This is a genomic window from Pseudoalteromonas sp. BSi20652, from assembly GCF_000239855.1.
Taxonomy (GTDB): Bacteria; Pseudomonadota; Gammaproteobacteria; order Enterobacterales; family Alteromonadaceae; genus Pseudoalteromonas.
This window is the reverse complement of record NZ_BADT01000220.1, coordinates 1-17,126: the sequence shown is the minus strand read 5'-3', so window position 1 is coordinate 17,126 and position 17,126 is coordinate 1. Positions and strand designations below refer to the sequence as shown.

The window sequence follows — 17,126 nt, the reverse complement described above, 5'->3', positions numbered from 1 at the left end:
CGATAATGCAAAGAACCGATTTAAAAATATTTAAGCCACAGCGCATAGGTAACGAGCTACACGCAGGCGGACACCGAACAAGTAACGCCATTGTTAGCGGTAAACTTAACGATGTATTTAGCTCAATCAGTGACATTGATCATGCCCGTTCATCATTTGATTTAGTGAAGTTATACCCAGCACTGAGCACCGATGATGCAAGTAAATTACAAGACGCGCACATATTCTTAAGTGATCAACCAGACGACGCACTGGTAAACGTATTACTGGTAGAGGCCCAAGAGCTTAAAGACACTGACACCGTGGCGCAAATGCTGCCTTATTTGTCGATAGATACAACTAAGTTTCATGGTACAAGCTACCTAACCGCAGAGGCCCCTGTAGACTCGCAAGCGCTTAGCGTAGAAAACATAACGCGCTCGCTTACACCCAGCATTAAAACAGTTAATTCAAAAATAGGGTTAAAACCAGAGGCGGAGCAGTTTAGCGTTTACAGAACTAAGCGCGTATTAAGCTATGGCAGTATTTCAGAGGTAAATATAGACGTACCCGACATGCTGCTAGCCGACCCACACTATTATGCTGAGTATCAATATCAGCGTTTTTACGGTCAAGGCACATCAAATGGCACCCAGCTGGGCATATTTACCAAGTCACTAAGCCAGAGCGAGCTAACCTTTGAAAATGGCGTTGTATCTGCGCAGTTAGATCCATCGGTATCTAAAAACCAGTACTTTACGTTGTTTTATATGTCGGATGAGGACGTGCGTTTTCACTCATTTACAGACAGCCAAACAATTACACTAGGTGCAAATGAAAAGGTTATAAAAGGGTCAGTAAGGTTAAAAAAATCGGGTGACGTGACGGTTTATACCGATGACGGCCAAGGCCGCTTTATTGCCGCAGGTTACGTGTTTGCAACCATTGATTATGATACGGCGATAATTACCGAAGTAGACGCCGTGGACTACTCAGGCACCGTATCAGACAATTTAGGGGCACTGGTTGAAAAAGGCGATCGTACTATTAGTGCCAAGCAATGGCAGCTACCTAATAGCAGCTTTGCCCGTGACTCGCTTTATATTACATTTACAAACGCCACGGGTACAACGTTCTCAGCCTCAAGCGACTTAAGCGGCAACATTACAGGCACCAATTGCACAGGCACAGTTAGCGCAACGGGTTATGTTGATGTTAGCTTTAGCGAAGCAGTAAAACCAAACTCAATAACATACGACTATAACGAGGTTGAAGTAACCACTGTACCGGCTCCCGCTGGTGGCTTTGATACGTCTACATTACCTAACAACGGCACGGTTAATATTTTTCATACGTTTAACCCTGTAAGCGTTCAAAACAGAGCGCGTTCTACAGCCAGTACACTAACAAACGGCCAAACCATTAATGTGTTAGCCGACGCCGATTTTATTGACATTGTAGACAGTGAAGGGGCCAGCCTGTGGTCTGCAACAGACGAAAACTACAGCTACGACAGTGCAACCGGCGAAATAACAATAAACGCAGGAATAAGCGCATTTACAGCGCCGTATATTATTACCGCCATTCAGTCAGAATTAGCCCTTATAAACGCCATTGATAGCAACCAAGTTAGCTTATTAACCAAGCTAAGCCGCACATATCCAGCAGGGGCAACAGTAAGCAGCGTGCAGGTACTAGGTGACTTTCAGGCACAAACAAAAGACGAGCGCACATTAGCGGCGTGGCAAAATAACTTTGCTGATTTTGGCGCGGCCGCATCGAGCGCGATTAACACAACCCAATACCCAATCGAGCTTACAAACATAGGCGCAATAGTACAGCGCTGGGCCATTGTGTTTACATCGTCCACAGCTTACAACGTGATAGGTGAGTCAGTGGGCAACATTTACAGCGGTGACACATTAAACGACTGTACGCCTATCAACAGCTTTGCAGGCGCACCGTATTTTATATTACGTAAAGACGCGTTTGGCGCAGGCTTAAACCCAGGCGAAGCATTTTTATTTGAAACGCTCGCAGCAAGCAAACCAATAATGGTTACACGCTCAGTTTCACCCGGGCACTCTGAAATAGTGCGCGACAATTCAACACTTAGTTTTCGTGGAAATAAGGACTAAATTATGGCTCAAGCAGTAACAGTTTACCGATGGGATGACGCAGGTGCACCGCAAGTGGTGGACGGCAGCCCAAGTGAGTATATGAACGTAATTAAAAAGTGTTTAGTAGAGGGCTATGGCTCTAAATCCCCGCTTGGTTGGACTGTTGAACAGGAAATAGCAGATCCGCCATATATTGCGTTTAAAAATGATTTAGCAGCAGGCGGTAGTGGTGGAGTTGTTATGTTCTCTGCACCATCTGATAACGTTTCAGAGAAGACAAAAATAAGGGCAGCCCAAGATTATATAAGTAAAGATACCTATAGCAGGGAAAGCCCTTTTTATGTATATGATAGGTACAGCAGCGGAAGCAATACAATCAGTAATTGGGTGATTATAGGCACAGCGAAAGCTTTTTATTTCTTTTGTTATTCACCCTCAGCAATGACAACCAATTTCACATCATCAAGATATAGCATTTCATTTTTCATGGGTGATTTTGAGTCTATTTATCCTAATGATCCTGCCACATTTATTCTAGTTGGTGGGCAAAAAGATTTTTCAAGTACCAACTGGAACGCATCATTATTATATAGGTTTTCCGGTTTTCATCTGGAAAAAATATCAACATTGCACCCACTAGATGCAAGTAGCTCACGGAGCGAATTTTCTCTTTCAAGTCTTTTTGGAACATATACTTATGTAAATGGTAGCCATTCTGGTGAGGCAGATATTAGTATTTTATCACCAATGTACTTATTGATGGGAAGCGCCAATATTGAATCATCTTCTGAATATCAAACGAACACCCACCCATTTGTTAGAGGATTACTTCCAGGGGCTTTTGTTGCTAATGCTCCGGGTTACATTGGTGATACTCCACCCGTATTTAAAGAGCTTGATTCACAAAATCATTATTTATTACCCACTGTGGCGAGCGGTACATGCTGTGTTTGGATAAATTTGGAGCAGTGGTAATGCATCGTTTTAGTTTGAAATATTTACCTTTAAAACCCATTGCGACAGGGTTTATAGATGTCGATTGCGATCCCGCAGCCGAAAGGTTGATGGTAATTAATAGAAAAACAGGTGCTCTTATTTCACACAAAAAAATAATAGCAGGTAGGTTTTCATCTTTTATAGCTAAAGAATATTTATTCTTAAATGATTTAATGTGTGTAATGTTTGACGATAACGGTAATTTTAATGCCGCTGTCACTGATAATGTAGAGCCTTTAAACATTAATTTAGTTACGTTTGATCCGACTAATCCGCAGCCATACGAGCCTTAAGCCTAATGTTACAATTACGCTTTACTCAGCCATATAAAATTAACGTATCGCCGTTAATAATTCGTTTTGGTGATAACTCAGGCCCCTTAGAGCCAACATTACCAATACAACAAGCAAACATTGGCGTAGAGTCGTTTTTAGGTTGGTTTAAGCCAGCTTTAAGCGCTCAAGTTAAGGCGGTTTTATGGCAAGGGCAACCGGTTAAAACTGAGTTTAAAACCGAGTTTAAACGCGTTGAATTGGCACCTACGGCATTTAGTTTAAACTGGCAATTTAACGAGTCAGTTAGCACAAATAATAAGGTTATATGGGCACGTAATGACTACGTATCTAACACCATTCAAATACCGTATAAAATCAATTCAGTTATTGAGCATATTGAAAGGGATTTTAGTTGGCTTACTCATCTAAATACTAGTGTTAGCGAGCGTAAATTAACCTGGCATGTAAACCCTCTTTTAGAATCCCAAGAAATGATAATCCACTACGGCGAAACAAATAAAGAATATATTTGTTATTGGCGTAGTCACCCTTTTGCGGGCTATGTAAGTTTAAACTTTACAGAACCTGCAACGTTGCAAAATGGGCGTTTAGTCATGCGGTTTAGCAACCCCGATAAAGTGTGTTACTGGGGCTTGCCTGGTGGCTTGGTTCGTGGCGATGACGACATACCAACACTTGATCGAAAAATACCTATCCAGCCTCAAATTAGGAATACATACATTATGCAGCCGACCATTAATTGCGTACGCGTTTCAGACAACGTAAAAATACTAATTAGCAGCGTTAGTTACTCAGTATCGCGAGGCCAGTTTAGTGCTACAGCGACCCTTAGATTTTGTTCTCGTATTGACTTTGAACGTGCCCTGGGCCAAGAACTTAAAATTTCTATAAATGGCTATGACTTTTATGTGATTTGCGAGCAACCAAGCACGGCCAATCGTTTTGCAAGTACTAGCTATAGTGCAAGTTGTAGGGGCCGTTTTGCGCTCTTATCAGCCCCTTATGCGCGTGCTACAAACTACGCCAACCCAACGGCTAAAACGTTAGCGGGGATCATGTCTGATATTTTGGCAAATACAGGGTGGTCGCTTGACAATCAAATGATTGATTATTCAATCCCAACTGGCGCGTTTACGTATACTAATTTAACCCCCGCAGCGGCGCTTTTGAGTGTGGCAAAGTCGGTAGGGGCAATGTTAGATATAGACAACGCAAATAAAATAGTTTCTGTTATTCCTGCATGGCCTGTTATGCCTTGGGACACAGAAAGTGCCATTAGTGATGTAATACTAAACGACTCAATCATACTTGAGCACAACACTAGCCAAACAATCAGCCAGGCACATAACGCGGTATTTGTACGCGGCGAACAGCAAGGCGTAGCGTGTAAAATCAAACGCACAGGAACGCTGGGAGATCAGTTTGCAAACGATGTAGTAGACTCACTAATCACAGACAACCAAGCAGCAAGGCAACGCGGTACTTATGAGCTAGCAAACAGTGGTAATAAAATTTTAAGTACCATACGTACAAAGCTACTAAACGATTTACCACCAATAAGACCAGGCATGCTAGTGGGCGTGACTTATAACGATGCGACGTATAAAGCAACCTGCGACAGCCTTGAAATTAGCGCTACAATTAACGATTCAGGGGCTATTACTGTTAATCAAACTGTTAAGGTGATCAGCAATGTCTAACACCCTAAACCGCCTAGGCTCAGTCCTAGATAAAACACAACGCACTATAGTAACCGTTGTTACAGTAAACACGAACGGCACAACATTAGTTAGATACAGTGATAGCAGCCAAAGTGTTGTACTAGGTGATAGCGTCTCTACTGGTGCTGCCTATGTAGAAAATGGCCGTGTTATGGGTTCAGCGCCAACACTGCCCTATACAGAAATAGAGATATAAGCACTTTATTTATTGAAATTATTTCAATAAAGTTGTATTTTTTGCGTTCGTATTTATTTATAAAGGAGTTTAAATATGAACGTTACAAACCCTATCGCTACCAATCCGCTAGAACAGCTAAACAAAGTTAAACCAGCTCAAAATAAGCCACAAGAAAGTAAGCAAGATTTTGCAGCAATACTCAACTCTGAAATGACGCTGAACAATGGCGGCGGTGGACACCCACTAAATCCAAAAGTAAAGCCTAAATAGTGGATTTGCCAACCTTAAGCGTATTACTTAGCTACTCATTAAATAAGCTTGAATTAGTTGCTTTTGTGATTTCGTTTATATTGGCTATTTACTTAAAACCAAAGAAAATATCTATTGCTATATCCGCTGGCGTTATGTCAGTGGGTCTAGCGTTAGGTGACTTGTTTCATAGTAACGTGCTTAACTTGCTTATTTTTGAACAGCAGGTTTATTACTGGTACTTAGTGTGGGCCTTGTTCTCATTGTTACAAGCTTTTGTGGTTTTAGGTATGCATTGGTTGGTTGGTGCTATGTTTAGTGATCAGGTTAAACTAGTGTTTATAACGATGGCGTTAAACGCGCTCTTAAACACTTTGATGTTTGTTGATCGTAATTTACTAGCACTTAATTTTGATGGTAGCCCTAACCTTTACACAGGAGATAGTTGGCTACTATGGGATATATACAGTATTGGTGTAAACGCAAACCTGCTATTTTTAGCTTTTATGTTGTTTACACGTGGTAAGTTTAAAGGCAAATATGTATGGATATTTTTATTGTATTGTTGTTGCTTTGCGGCGTTGTCGCTCTAGGTGTTTTTTCATATAGGTTCTATATGCTTGAATCTATGGTTAAGATTCCAGAGCGCCACTTACAAAAGATTACTGATGAGTCTCTTATTGAACTTTGCAACCTACTTAAACAAGAGGGAGTACCAAAGGATATAGTAGAGTTAGTACGTAATCGCAAGCTAGCAAGCCGGACGAGTGATTTAAGAGGTTTTACGAATAACTCTACAGGTGAATTTATAGAGCTTATTAGAGGTGCTGAAGAGCTTATAGATAGGCAGCATGAAACGGGGGAAGACCTATCACAGTCGATATCTGCTTTGCTCAAACTTGCAAAGATTAACACCTAATAGAATAAGCAGCGCAAGCTGCTTTTTTATTGGCTTAAATATTATCATTCCAACCCGCGCGACATAAATGATAATTTATTGTTTATCACTTAACCCCGTGGCGTTTATCATTTTTCGTCGGCGGCTACATAATCAAGCTAGTTTATCAAGTTAATGTATATTTTCTTTTGGAATATAAAAATGTCTTTAAGCGAGCATTCTTAGCTATTCATAATTAATTAGAAATGACACTTCGCTAAAAGCCTTTATAAATGCGGGTTTGAATGAGTTATCCACGGTTTCTGTGGATAACTCTGTTTATGAAACCTTAAGAACATCAGCGGCACTAGAGCTGTAGGGTGCTACACCGATTTCAAGCTTTTAAATCATTATTTTTATTTTGTTTTAAAACAATGGGTTAGTATTTTTGTTTTATTGCCAATAACTCGATGAAAGAATTTTTTCGTTACGATAAATCAAAATATTTCTTTGTGTAAAAAAGCGTCAGTAACAGGTGGCTATTTGTAATAAAAGTTACAAAAATGTATTTTAATTGTTTTTTAGAAGGTTAAGGCTCTATTTTAACAAAAATACGTAAAAATAGACTTTTACTATTTTTTCGAATCTTTAGTTTTATTTTCACTTCAAATCTGTTGATAAATCCGTGGCTTGAATTGCCTTGATGCTTTAAAATGATCTGCTCAGTAAAAGAGGCTAATTTATTCTATGCACGCAATTAAAAAATCTAAGACTCGCCCAGATTTACTAAATGATCCTATCCCTTCAACATTAAAAAAAATGACTATTCCTATGATTTTTGGAATGATCTCCTTAATGATGTTCAATATTATAGACACATTTTTTATAAGCTTATTAGGGACTGAGCCATTAGCAGCCGTAAGTTTTACATTTCCGGTAACTTTTACCGTTATTAGTTTAGCGATTGGTTTAGGAATTGGTACATCGGCTGTAATAGGCAAAGCATTGGGTAGTAATAAAGTAGATGAAGCACGCTTTGACGCGAGTGTCTCTTTATTTGTCGCCTTTGTTTTAGTGCTTATTCTTTCTTTTATTGGTTACTTATTAATTGATCCCGTATTCACTTTACTAGGCGCTGGGCAAAAAGTACTGCCATTAATACACGAATATATGAATGTGTGGTTCATCGGTAGCGTGTTTTTAATTACGCCAATGATCGGTAACTCGGTATTGCGTGCCAGTGGCGATACTAAAACACCTAGTATTATAATGGGCGGAGCAGGGCTTATTAACGCAATCCTCGACCCAATGTTTATATTCGGTTTTGGTCCCATACCCGCTTTAGGTATTCAAGGTGCAGCTGTTGCAAGTGTTATAGCTTGGTCGGTGGCCGTAGTTATTATTTTATATTTGCTAATAGTAAAAAAACGCTTATTAAGTTTAAAGGCGGGCAAGCAAACAATTATTGGTGCTATTCGTAAAATATTAAAAATTGGCTTACCTGCAGCAGGCGCAAACATGCTTACACCTGTTGCAATGGCTGTAATGACCGCCATGGTTGCACATCATGGTCCTGAAGCTGTAGCCGCATTTGGAGTAGGCAGCAGAATTGAATCTATTGCCAGTATATTAGTGCTTGCGATATCTATGACGTTACCACCATTTGTGAGCCAAAACTTTGGTGCAGGTAAATTATGCCGCGTTAAAGAAGCGTATACAGGCACATTAAAATTTGTGATGGTATGGCAATTTGCCATTTACGTACTACTCATTGCATTTTCAGGCGTCATAAGCCAATTATTTGGTAAAGAACAAGCCGTAATAGATGTAATCAAGCTCTTTATTTATACCATCCCGTTAAGCTATGGCTTACAAGGGGTGATCATATTATCAAACTCATCGTTTAATGCTTTACACAAACCAATGTATGCTTTGGTATTAAGTGTTATTCGTTTATTCATATTTTATGTACCATTTGCTTATGTAGGCAACGAAATAGCCGGATTATTGGGACTATTTATAGGCGCTGCTCTAGGTAACTTATTTACAGCAATAGTGGCGTATAAATGGTTTATGAAAAAGCTAGAAACGCTAAGCGGCGAATCGTTACAGGAGTGCAATAATTGAGCGATCATTTTCAGTTAAAATCACATTTTAAACCAGCAGGCGATCAGCCCACAGCAATCAAGCAATTATGCGAAGGGTTAGAAGCTGGACTTGCGCACCAAACATTACTAGGTGCAACAGGTACAGGTAAAACCTTTACTATGGCTAATATTATTAATGACTTAAATCGTCCAACAATAATAATGGCGCATAACAAAACACTTGCTGCGCAGTTATACGGCGAGATGAAAGAGTTTTTCCCTAAAAATGCGGTTGAGTATTTTGTATCGTATTACGATTACTACCAGCCAGAAGCCTATGTTGTATCGAGCGACACATTTATTGAAAAAGATGCATCAATAAATGAGCACATTGAACAAATGCGACTAAGTGCAACTAAAGCACTGCTTGAGCGTCGCGACACCATTATTGTGGCATCGGTATCGGCTATTTATGGTTTGGGCGACCCTAAATCTTACATGAAAATGATGCTACTTTTAAAAGTGGGCGAAAAAGTAGATCAACGCGATATGCTACGTCGCCTTGCTGAAATACAATACACCCGCAACGATATAGATTTCAGCCGTGGTACATACCGTGTACGTGGTGAAGTGGTTGATATATTTCCTGCAGAATCTAGTACCTTCGCAATTCGCGTAGAAATGTTTGATGACGAAATAGAGCGCCTAAGTATTTTTGACCCGCTTACAGGTGCTGTCGAAAAGCATATAATACGCACCACTATCTATCCAAAAACACACTATGTTACCCCGCGTGAAAAAATACTCGGTGCCATTGATAAAATACAAGAAGAACTAAAAGATCGAAGAGCCCAGTTACTCAGTGCTAATAAATTAGTAGAAGAGCAACGCGTAACACAGCGTACGCAATACGATATAGAAATGATGCGAGAGCTAGGTTATTGCTCTGGTATAGAGAACTACAGTCGCTATTTATCGGGGCGTACGCCTGGCGATCCACCGCCGACATTACTTGATTACCTCCCTGACGACGCATTGATGATTATTGATGAATCGCATGTAACTGTATCGCAAATTGGCGCCATGTATAAAGGCGACAGAAGCCGTAAAGAAAACCTGGTTGAGTACGGTTTTAGAATGCCCTCAGCAATGGACAACAGGCCGCTGCGCTTTGAAGAATTTGAAGCTATTTCACCACAAACAATTTATGTATCGGCAACGCCTGGCGACTTTGAATTAGAGCGTTGTGTGGGCGCAGTTGCAGAGCAAGTAATTCGTCCAACAGGACTGCTTGACCCACTTATTGAAGTACGCCCGGTGGGCGATCAGGTTGATGATTTACTATCAGAAATTTACAAAAGTGTAGAGAAGGGCGAACGCGTACTTGTGACCACGTTGACCAAACGTATGTCAGAGGATTTAACCGATTACTTGAGTGAGCACAATGTAAAGGTGCGTTACTTGCACTCAGACATTGATACAGTTGAACGCGTTGAGATTATTCGTGATTTACGTGCGGGCGTGTTTGATGTGTTAGTAGGTATTAACTTACTTCGAGAAGGCCTGGATATGCCAGAAGTGGCGCTAGTAGCCATACTTGATGCAGACAAGGAAGGCTTTTTACGCTCAGCGCGTTCAATTATTCAAACTATAGGTCGTGCTGCACGTCACTTAGATGGGCGCGCAATTTTATACGGTGATAAAATTACAAAATCAATGGCTAAGGCTATGGACGAAACCGCGCGCAGACGCGAAATTCAGCATGCTTATAATATTGAACACGGTATTGAACCGCATTCACTAGCCAAAAAGATTCTTGATGCGATGGATGTAGGCGAAGAGGCCGGCCCTAAAGATAACCTTAGACTTGTTCGTAAAGACTCTAAAAAGGTACTTAGTGCGAAAGAAATTGCCGTACAAATTAAGCAGCTTGAAACCAAAATGCATGCATATGCAAGCGATCTAGAATTTGAAAAAGCGGGCTCTGTTCGCGATGAAATACATGAACTACAACAACAGTTGATTAATTAAAAATGACAGCAAACTTTACTCCTCTTATTACAGCGCTTGAAGATGCGCCAATTTTAAAAAATGAACTGTGCCGTGTTTTTCATGGCCGAGGTCACAGTGTTGAGGCGCTAAGTCATATTAATTTAGACTTTTATCCGCCAAGTTTGTTTTTGGTTTCGTACGACGAAATTGACGAGCTAACACTAAGTGAGCTTACCGATGTTGTGTGGCAGTGGGCGCAAAAAAACCAGCCAGGGCTTATTACGTCACTTGTGTATCAGCAACGCGCTGGCGTACAGAGCCAAAACACAGTGGTTTATGGGCAATTACCCAAGCAGCATGTGGTAGCTGAAAACGGCATTCGCTTTTTAGTTGACTTACAGAGCCGCCAAAATACCGGAATATTTCCCGATATGCGCAGCGGTCGTGAGTTTGTAATGGCGAATAGCAAGTATGGCAAAGTGCTTAATTTATTTTCGTATACGTGTGGTTTTTCGCTTGCAGCCATGCAAGGCGGGGCAGATCATGTAATGAACATGGATATGAGCAAAGGTGTACTTAAAGTCGGCAAGCAAAACCATCAACTTAATGGTTTTGATAAAGGCGTGAGCTTTTTACCTCATGATATTTTAAAGTCGTTTGGTAAATTAAAAAAAGCAGCCCCATTTGACTTAATTATTGTTGATCCGCCAAGTTTTCAAAAGGGGAGTTTTATTTTAACGAAAGACTATCAAAAAGTGTTACGCAGGCTGCCAGAGTTACTAAGCGATACAACAAAACTGCTGTTGTGTGCAAATAGTCCAGAGCTTAGCGAAGACGCTTTTAAAGCACTTATTACAGAGCATACACAAGGTGCCATTGAGTTTGTTGAGCGCTTAGCAGCAACAGCACGTTTTATTGAAGTAGACAGTAATAAAAGTTTAAAAGCACTGGTCTATAAAACGTCACAATTAGTAGATTAAATGAAGCTCAGTAAACGACTTTCAGCAATTGATGCACTTGTATCACAGCATCAAAATATTATTTGGGATTGTTGCTGCGACCATGGCTACTTAGGAATGGTGTTTTTGAAACGTGATGCAGCGAGTAAAGTTATATTTGTTGATATTATTACGCGCGTAATGGTTGATTTAGAAGCGCAATTAACACGTAACAATAAATTTAGACTAAAGAGTAATAAAAAACCTGATTGGCAGGTCTTATGTCAGGATGTCGGCACTATTGAGCTTACAGAGATTGAAAAGCAAGTGGTGGTTATCGCTGGTATTGGTGGAGAATTATTACTGCGATTAGTTCAGCAAATAATTTCTAATAATTCAATTGAGCGAGTGCAGCATGTACGCTTTATTTTATGCCCAGTACATCACACATATTCTTTGCGTTCGGGTTTAAAAAAACTTGGTTTAGGGCTTGTAAGTGAGCAAATAGTTTATGATAACAAGCGCTTTTATGAAGTAATTGAAGTGAGCTTTAATACCAATAATGAGATTAGTAGTACGGGTAAAAAAATGTGGGACTTTACTCAAGCTGAGCACGGTTTGTACCAGCGGCAACTATTAAGTCATTATAATAAAATGCTCAATAAAGATGAGCCTTACTATCAAAAAGTTATAACAGACTATCAAGCACTCACTGATAGTTAAAAAACCGCGAAAGTAGGGCATACATGTGATCTAATTACGACATTAACGACGTAATATGTTCATAGTTAATATCGCTTAGCGCGAGTTTATTTGGTTTATTTATGTCAGATAACAAGAGTCACATTAATCATTTGCTTAGCAATGAGCAAAAATGGCAACACAGTTATGAGCAACCTATTTCTTATGCACCCCTTGTGCAATTAGCTAATAGCAGTTGGGTGGTGCCACAGCATTTTTTACGTTACAAGCACACGCTTGAAAGCGTAAACGAAGTACTTGAGAGCATTGAATTTTCGGCTCACTTTAGAGTGCTTGCTGCACAAAAAGGTGAAGAAATTTACCTGCAAGTAGCAGTACTGAGCCCAGATAACTATCAAAAAAGTGCATCTGCAAATGAAGGCAAAGCCAAAAAGCTATTATTTGGCAGACGCTGGATAGTAGAGGAAAACCTGCCTACTTCAGAGCTTATTCAAACCGCATTTTTGGCTTTAAAAGTGGCGCGTGAACACGAAGTAAGAGAGCTTTTTCAGTTAATGCAAAGCGGCGCAACCAGTACGCCATTTAATAACCATCACGACTTACCGGTAATGGCGCAAAACCCTGAGCTTGTTAAAAGTGAAAGTACTGAAAGCCGTGTTGATGAAGTGCTTAAACGTGTTGTATTTGCAGGAAAAAGTATTGAGCTTAAACATAAGCAGCAAATAGCCGAGCAATATTTATATACCGTTGATCTGTTGTGTGAAGATTGCCAACTTAGCGAGTTTAATAAAAAAACAATTGCGTTTTTAACAGCAGATCCATCCGCTAATAGTTTTTTACATGGCTTGATCACGGCATTAGTAGCAGCGAGTAACGACTACGTAAACGAGCAATTTAAGTACAAAGGTTTTGCCCGTTTTAGTAAACACGTAATGGTTGAGCAAATTGGTAATCTAAGTATCGCTATGCGCTCGCCAAGTACCGTAGGGCTTTGCTCAATGGGTAAGCAACATGCTAATCAGTTAAACTTTGAGATAGACAGCGGACGAGCACCACAGGGCTGCGGGCAAGCTATTGGTGGGTTTTTAGCTGCTCATGGTATTAAGCAGCCAGAAAATGCGCATTTATATCCAAATTACTTATAATAACTTAAAGCTTATTAATTTCATCTTTAACGTTAAAGCTTGAATCAGTAACAATAGCCTCAAGTGTTTGTACACGCTCTTTTAATGCAAGCACTTGTGCGTTTGTTTCAGCTAATTGTTTATGCGCGTCGCTGTTGTTGTTTTGCATTTTATGCTTAAACTCAAGATGCTTTTTATACATATCGTAAACCACTCCTGAGCCAACCGAAATTAGCACAATAAGTACAATCATCGTAGTTCCAGACATAATCTCATTCCTCAATATTTTATTATTCGTTTATGGTTAAAGTATAACCTTTAAGCGCTTTTGATAAAGCTGACAATTGTAACTTAATTTGTATACTTTATTTAAGTTCAGCTTTGAGCGTGTTCATCATTTATACACTTCAGATATTGTTTAATGGCTGCATAGCCACCATATAATAAACATACTTTAGTCAATACAGTGAGTTGCCATGTTAAATAATAAAATACCTCCCGTTATTGTTGTGCTGTTTTTTGCCGGCATAATGGCGCTTATTGCGCATTACTCAATAGTCGATTTAAATGAACTTGTTTTATATTCATCATTAGCATCTGTTGTTATTGGCTGTGTTTTTGGTATTTCGGGGGTGATTAGTTTTCGATTAGCTAAAACAACAGTCAACCCTCATAAAGTTGACAATGCATCGGAGCTTGTTACTTCGGGTATATTTAAAATAACGCGTAACCCTATGTATGTAGGGTTGGCTTTTTTACTCATTGGGTGGGGGATATGGCTTAGTTCGTTTTACGCATTATTGTGTGTGATTGGATTTATTGCGTACTTAACGTTTTTTCAAATAATACCCGAGGAGCGTGCTTTAACTAAATTGTTTGGCGAGGATTATATTGCTTATAAAGCTAAAGTTAGGCGCTGGTTGTAAGTTTGTAGGAAAATCAGAACAAATAAGAAAGGCTATCAACGATAGCCTTTATGCATTATGCAAATTGCAGTGGTAATATTACCTGAGTAGCGCTTATTCGTATTCTAACGGGTCTGTAATGTTATTTAGTGCAAATGCTTCAAGGCGTTCTTGGCACGCGCCACATTTACCACAGGCTTTTTCACGGCCGTTATAACAGGTCCACGTTTGGCTGTAATCTAAACCCATTTCAATACCGTCGGTTAAAATACCAATTTTAGTATTATTTAAGTATGGGCTAAAAATTTCTACCGCATCGTAATTTGCAATACGACACACATCATCCATTTTTTGCACAAATTCAGGACGACAGTCAGGGTAAATAGCATGATCCCCAGAGTGAGCGCCGTAATAAACTTGGCCAGCTTTAAGTGATACCGCGTAACCTACCGCGAGCGAGAGCAAAATCATATTACGATTAGGTACAATCGTACTTTTCATGCTTTCTTCTTCGTAGTGGCCTTCAGGTACATCAATATCATCAGTAAGTGATGAGCCACCAATAAGTTGGTTAATCGCCGAAATATCAACAATTTTGTGCGGCACGTTTAATTTTTCACACACACTTGCCGCCACTTTAAGCTCTTTTACATGACGCTGACCATAGTCAAATGATAGGGCATATACATCATGGCCTTGTTGCAGGGCTTTATTTAATACGGTAAATGAGTCCATACCGCCGGAATAAATAACAACTACTTTTTGCGTCATATCTGTTTTGCTCTTAGTTTTAATAGAGGTTTATATCAGGGCGCGATATACTACACGGCCGCAGCTTAAATAACAATTTTTGCACAGCGCTTTTTGGTTTTTTAATAGTAGCAATTTGGCTGCTAGGTAGTAAGTGAGATCTCTTTTGTACAAAATTAATGAAGTGTTTGAAACCATTCAAGGTGAAGCTAGCTTTACTGGCACACCCTCAATATTTTTACGCCTGCAAGGCTGCCCAGTAGGCTGCTCTTGGTGCGACACTAAGCAAACGTGGGATGTTGATAATGTATATAAAGTATCGCTGGACGAAACCGTAGAAAAAAAGCCGACTCAGATCATTGGGCTAACGCCAGTGCAGAGCAAATTTTAGCGTTGTTTCAATCACGTGGTTATACCGCAAAGCACGTAGTAATTACCGGCGGCGAGCCATGCATGTTTGACTTAAATCCAGTATGTAACTTATTACACGAACACGGCTTTAGTACACAAATAGAAACCAGCGGCACGTTTGAAATACTCGCCCCAGAGCAAACATGGGTAACGGTATCGCCTAAAATAAACATGCGCGGCGGTTATGAAGTACTTACCAGTACTATGAAGCGTGCCAACGAAATTAAACACCCCGTTGCCATGCAAAAGCACGTAGAAGAGCTAGAAGCGTTATTTGCTAAAACAGGCGTTAACCCAAAGCTTGTTTATTTACAGCCAATTAGCCAAAAAGTATCAGCAACCAAATTAGCAATCGACACCTGCATTGCTAAAAACTGGCGCCTATCAATACAAGTACATAAGTATTTAGGAATTAGTTAAAGCCAGCTTAAAGTTATAGTACGTAGGTTGGGTAGAGCGTAGCGAAACCCAACGAATCTCCAATTCCACACCGTTTTATAACAACGCACTATAATATTTAAATACGTAGGTCGGATAAGCAAAGCGCCATCCGACAACCTTAAAGCTCATATCTTCTTCGTTAATTGTGCTAATTAGTTTACTATGCGCGACTTAAAAATATTCTACTACTTACCACTAGGCTTATATGTCCGCAAATGCACTCTACACCGACCTTTCTGATTACTACGACTTAATGTGCGCAGATATAGATTATCAAGCCCAAAGTAATTCTATTCACAGGCTGCACCAAATTTTTGGCAATGGCGGAAATACTCATCTCGATTTAGCCTGTGGCACCGGCCCGCATGTACGCCACTTTATTGATTATGGTTACCAAAGCAGTGGGCTTGATTTAAACCAGCCAATGCTCGATAAAGCAAAAGTTCGTTGTCCAGAAGCGCAATTTTCGTTGCAAAACATGAGTGAATTTAAGGTAACTGAGCACGTAGATTTAATTACCTGCTTTTTGTATTCAATCCATTACTGCGACGGTATTAATAAGTTAAAAGAATGCCTTGCCAGCGTACACAGCGCATTAAACGTAGGTGGAATATTTTGTTTTAACACGGTTGATAAAAACAAAATCGACAGCGATTCATTTGTAGAACACACAGCAACAAGCGAAAATAGCTTCTTCACATTTCGCTCTGGCTGGAACTACAGTGGCAGCGGCAGTAAACAGTTATTAAAACTCAGCATAGAAAAAACCACTGCAGACAAAACACTCGTATGGCACGACGAGCACCCAATGGTGGCTTTTAGTTATACCGAGCTTAAAGAAGCCTTAAAACCGTACTTCGAAATCCACGTGTTTGAACATGACTACGACAAAATAACCCCATGGGCAGAGCGCTCAGGCAACGCCATTTTTGTCTGCGTAAAAATTTAAGACAAACCCGTAGGTTGGGTAGAGCGCAGCGAAACCCAACGAACCTCCAATACCCACGGCCAATACCCACACCCAATAAACCCGCATTATATATTTGAAAACGTAGGTCGGATAAGCGAAGCGCCATCCGACACAGTAACTTATTTGAGTTTCGGCGAATATAAACAGCTAATTAATTATGATGTATGAAGTCAAGATTTGACCCCTTTGGTTTATTTTGAAGTCAAGATTTGACCCCTTTGGTTTATTTCAAGTTTGGGTAGAGCGTAGCGAAACCCAACGAACCCCCAATACCCACGCTCCCAATAAACCGCATTATATTTATTTGAAAACGTAGGTTGGATAAGCGAAGCGCCATCCGACACAGTAACTTATTTAAATTTCGGCGAATATAAACAGCTAATTAATTAT

At 40.0% G+C, this 17,126-nt stretch carries 17 protein-coding genes and 1 pseudogene; 16 read left to right on the top strand and 2 right to left on the bottom strand.

What is annotated here, in order from left to right; genetic code table 11:
- Nucleotides 1-5: 5 nt before the first annotated feature.
- The 13 genes from P20652_RS01770 to P20652_RS01825 all read left to right on the top strand — a co-directional run bounded on the left by P20652_RS01770 (nt 6) and on the right by P20652_RS01825 (nt 13,280).
- Nucleotides 6-2,117, top strand: coding sequence for a hypothetical protein (locus P20652_RS01770; protein WP_008172256.1), 2,112 nt, complete (start codon nt 6-8; stop codon nt 2,115-2,117).
- Nucleotides 2,118-2,120: 3 nt separating this feature from the next.
- Entirely contained in the window at nt 2,121-3,074 is a 954-nt protein-coding gene (locus tag P20652_RS01775; protein WP_008172255.1) for a hypothetical protein, read from the top strand.
- The gene (locus P20652_RS01780; protein ID WP_008172253.1) at nt 3,074-3,388 is read left to right on the top strand and encodes a hypothetical protein; all 315 of its coding nucleotides are present in this window, start codon (nt 3,074-3,076) and stop codon (nt 3,386-3,388) included. The genes P20652_RS01775 and P20652_RS01780 overlap by 1 nt, the downstream gene beginning before the upstream one ends.
- Nucleotides 3,389-3,393: 5 nt before the next feature.
- A complete protein-coding gene (locus tag P20652_RS01785; RefSeq protein WP_008172252.1) occupies nt 3,394-5,091 on the top strand; it encodes a hypothetical protein in 1,698 nt (565 codons plus the stop codon).
- The gene (locus P20652_RS01790; protein WP_008172250.1) at nt 5,084-5,308 is read left to right on the top strand and encodes a hypothetical protein; all 225 of its coding nucleotides are present in this window, start codon (nt 5,084-5,086) and stop codon (nt 5,306-5,308) included. Before P20652_RS01785 ends, P20652_RS01790 begins: the two co-directional genes overlap by 8 nt.
- 75 nt (nt 5,309-5,383) lie before the next feature.
- Nucleotides 5,384-5,560, top strand: a complete 177-nt coding sequence (locus tag P20652_RS20435; RefSeq protein WP_008172248.1) for a hypothetical protein — start codon at nt 5,384-5,386, stop codon at nt 5,558-5,560.
- Nucleotides 5,560-6,132: a hypothetical protein gene (locus tag P20652_RS01795; RefSeq protein ID WP_008172246.1), complete on the top strand. Its 573-nt coding sequence runs from the start codon at nt 5,560-5,562 to the stop codon at nt 6,130-6,132. Before P20652_RS20435 ends, P20652_RS01795 begins: the two co-directional genes overlap by 1 nt.
- A gap of 23 nt (nt 6,133-6,155) precedes the next feature.
- Nucleotides 6,156-6,458: a hypothetical protein gene (locus P20652_RS01800; protein ID WP_008172244.1), complete on the top strand. Its 303-nt coding sequence runs from the start codon at nt 6,156-6,158 to the stop codon at nt 6,456-6,458.
- 705 nt (nt 6,459-7,163) lie between these two features.
- The gene (locus P20652_RS01805) at nt 7,164-8,543 is read left to right on the top strand and encodes an MATE family efflux transporter (protein WP_008172240.1); all 1,380 of its coding nucleotides are present in this window, start codon (nt 7,164-7,166) and stop codon (nt 8,541-8,543) included.
- On the top strand, nt 8,540-10,534 hold the full coding sequence (uvrB, locus tag P20652_RS01810) for an excinuclease ABC subunit UvrB (protein ID WP_008172238.1): 1,995 nt from the start codon (nt 8,540-8,542) through the stop codon (nt 10,532-10,534). Before P20652_RS01805 ends, uvrB begins: the two co-directional genes overlap by 4 nt.
- Nucleotides 10,535-10,536: 2 nt before the next feature.
- On the top strand, nt 10,537-11,475 hold the full coding sequence (locus P20652_RS01815) for a class I SAM-dependent methyltransferase (protein WP_008172237.1): 939 nt from the start codon (nt 10,537-10,539) through the stop codon (nt 11,473-11,475).
- The gene (locus P20652_RS01820) at nt 11,476-12,156 is read left to right on the top strand and encodes a tRNA (adenine(22)-N(1))-methyltransferase TrmK (protein ID WP_008172236.1); all 681 of its coding nucleotides are present in this window, start codon (nt 11,476-11,478) and stop codon (nt 12,154-12,156) included.
- A 101-nt stretch (nt 12,157-12,257) separates the two neighbouring features.
- Nucleotides 12,258-13,280, top strand: coding sequence for a hypothetical protein (locus tag P20652_RS01825; protein WP_008172235.1), 1,023 nt, complete (start codon nt 12,258-12,260; stop codon nt 13,278-13,280).
- 4 nt (nt 13,281-13,284) lie between these two features.
- Here the strand turns inward: P20652_RS01825 and P20652_RS01830 are convergent, their stop codons facing one another.
- Entirely contained in the window at nt 13,285-13,527 is a 243-nt protein-coding gene (locus tag P20652_RS01830; RefSeq protein ID WP_010553668.1) for a hypothetical protein, read from the bottom strand.
- A gap of 208 nt (nt 13,528-13,735) precedes the next feature.
- Between P20652_RS01830 and P20652_RS01835 the strand changes: the two genes are divergently transcribed.
- Nucleotides 13,736-14,185, top strand: coding sequence for an isoprenylcysteine carboxylmethyltransferase family protein (locus tag P20652_RS01835; protein ID WP_008172233.1), 450 nt, complete (start codon nt 13,736-13,738; stop codon nt 14,183-14,185).
- Nucleotides 14,186-14,278: 93 nt separating this feature from the next.
- Here P20652_RS01835 and queC read toward each other — a convergent pair whose 3' ends face one another.
- A complete protein-coding gene (gene queC / locus P20652_RS01840; protein WP_007583902.1) occupies nt 14,279-14,935 on the bottom strand; it encodes a 7-cyano-7-deazaguanine synthase QueC in 657 nt (218 codons plus the stop codon).
- Nucleotides 14,936-15,080: 145 nt separating this feature from the next.
- On the opposite strand from queC, the pseudogene queE reads away from it, so the two are divergent.
- Both queE and P20652_RS01845 read left to right on the top strand, forming a co-directional pair.
- Nucleotides 15,081-15,745 (top strand): annotated as a pseudogene (queE, locus tag P20652_RS19150) (7-carboxy-7-deazaguanine synthase QueE).
- A 226-nt stretch (nt 15,746-15,971) separates the two neighbouring features.
- Nucleotides 15,972-16,715 carry a class I SAM-dependent methyltransferase gene (locus tag P20652_RS01845; RefSeq protein WP_008172229.1) on the top strand — a complete coding sequence of 248 codons (744 nt, stop codon included), beginning with the start codon at nt 15,972-15,974 and terminating at the stop codon, nt 16,713-16,715.
- The last annotated feature ends 411 nt before the right edge of the window (nt 16,716-17,126 follow it).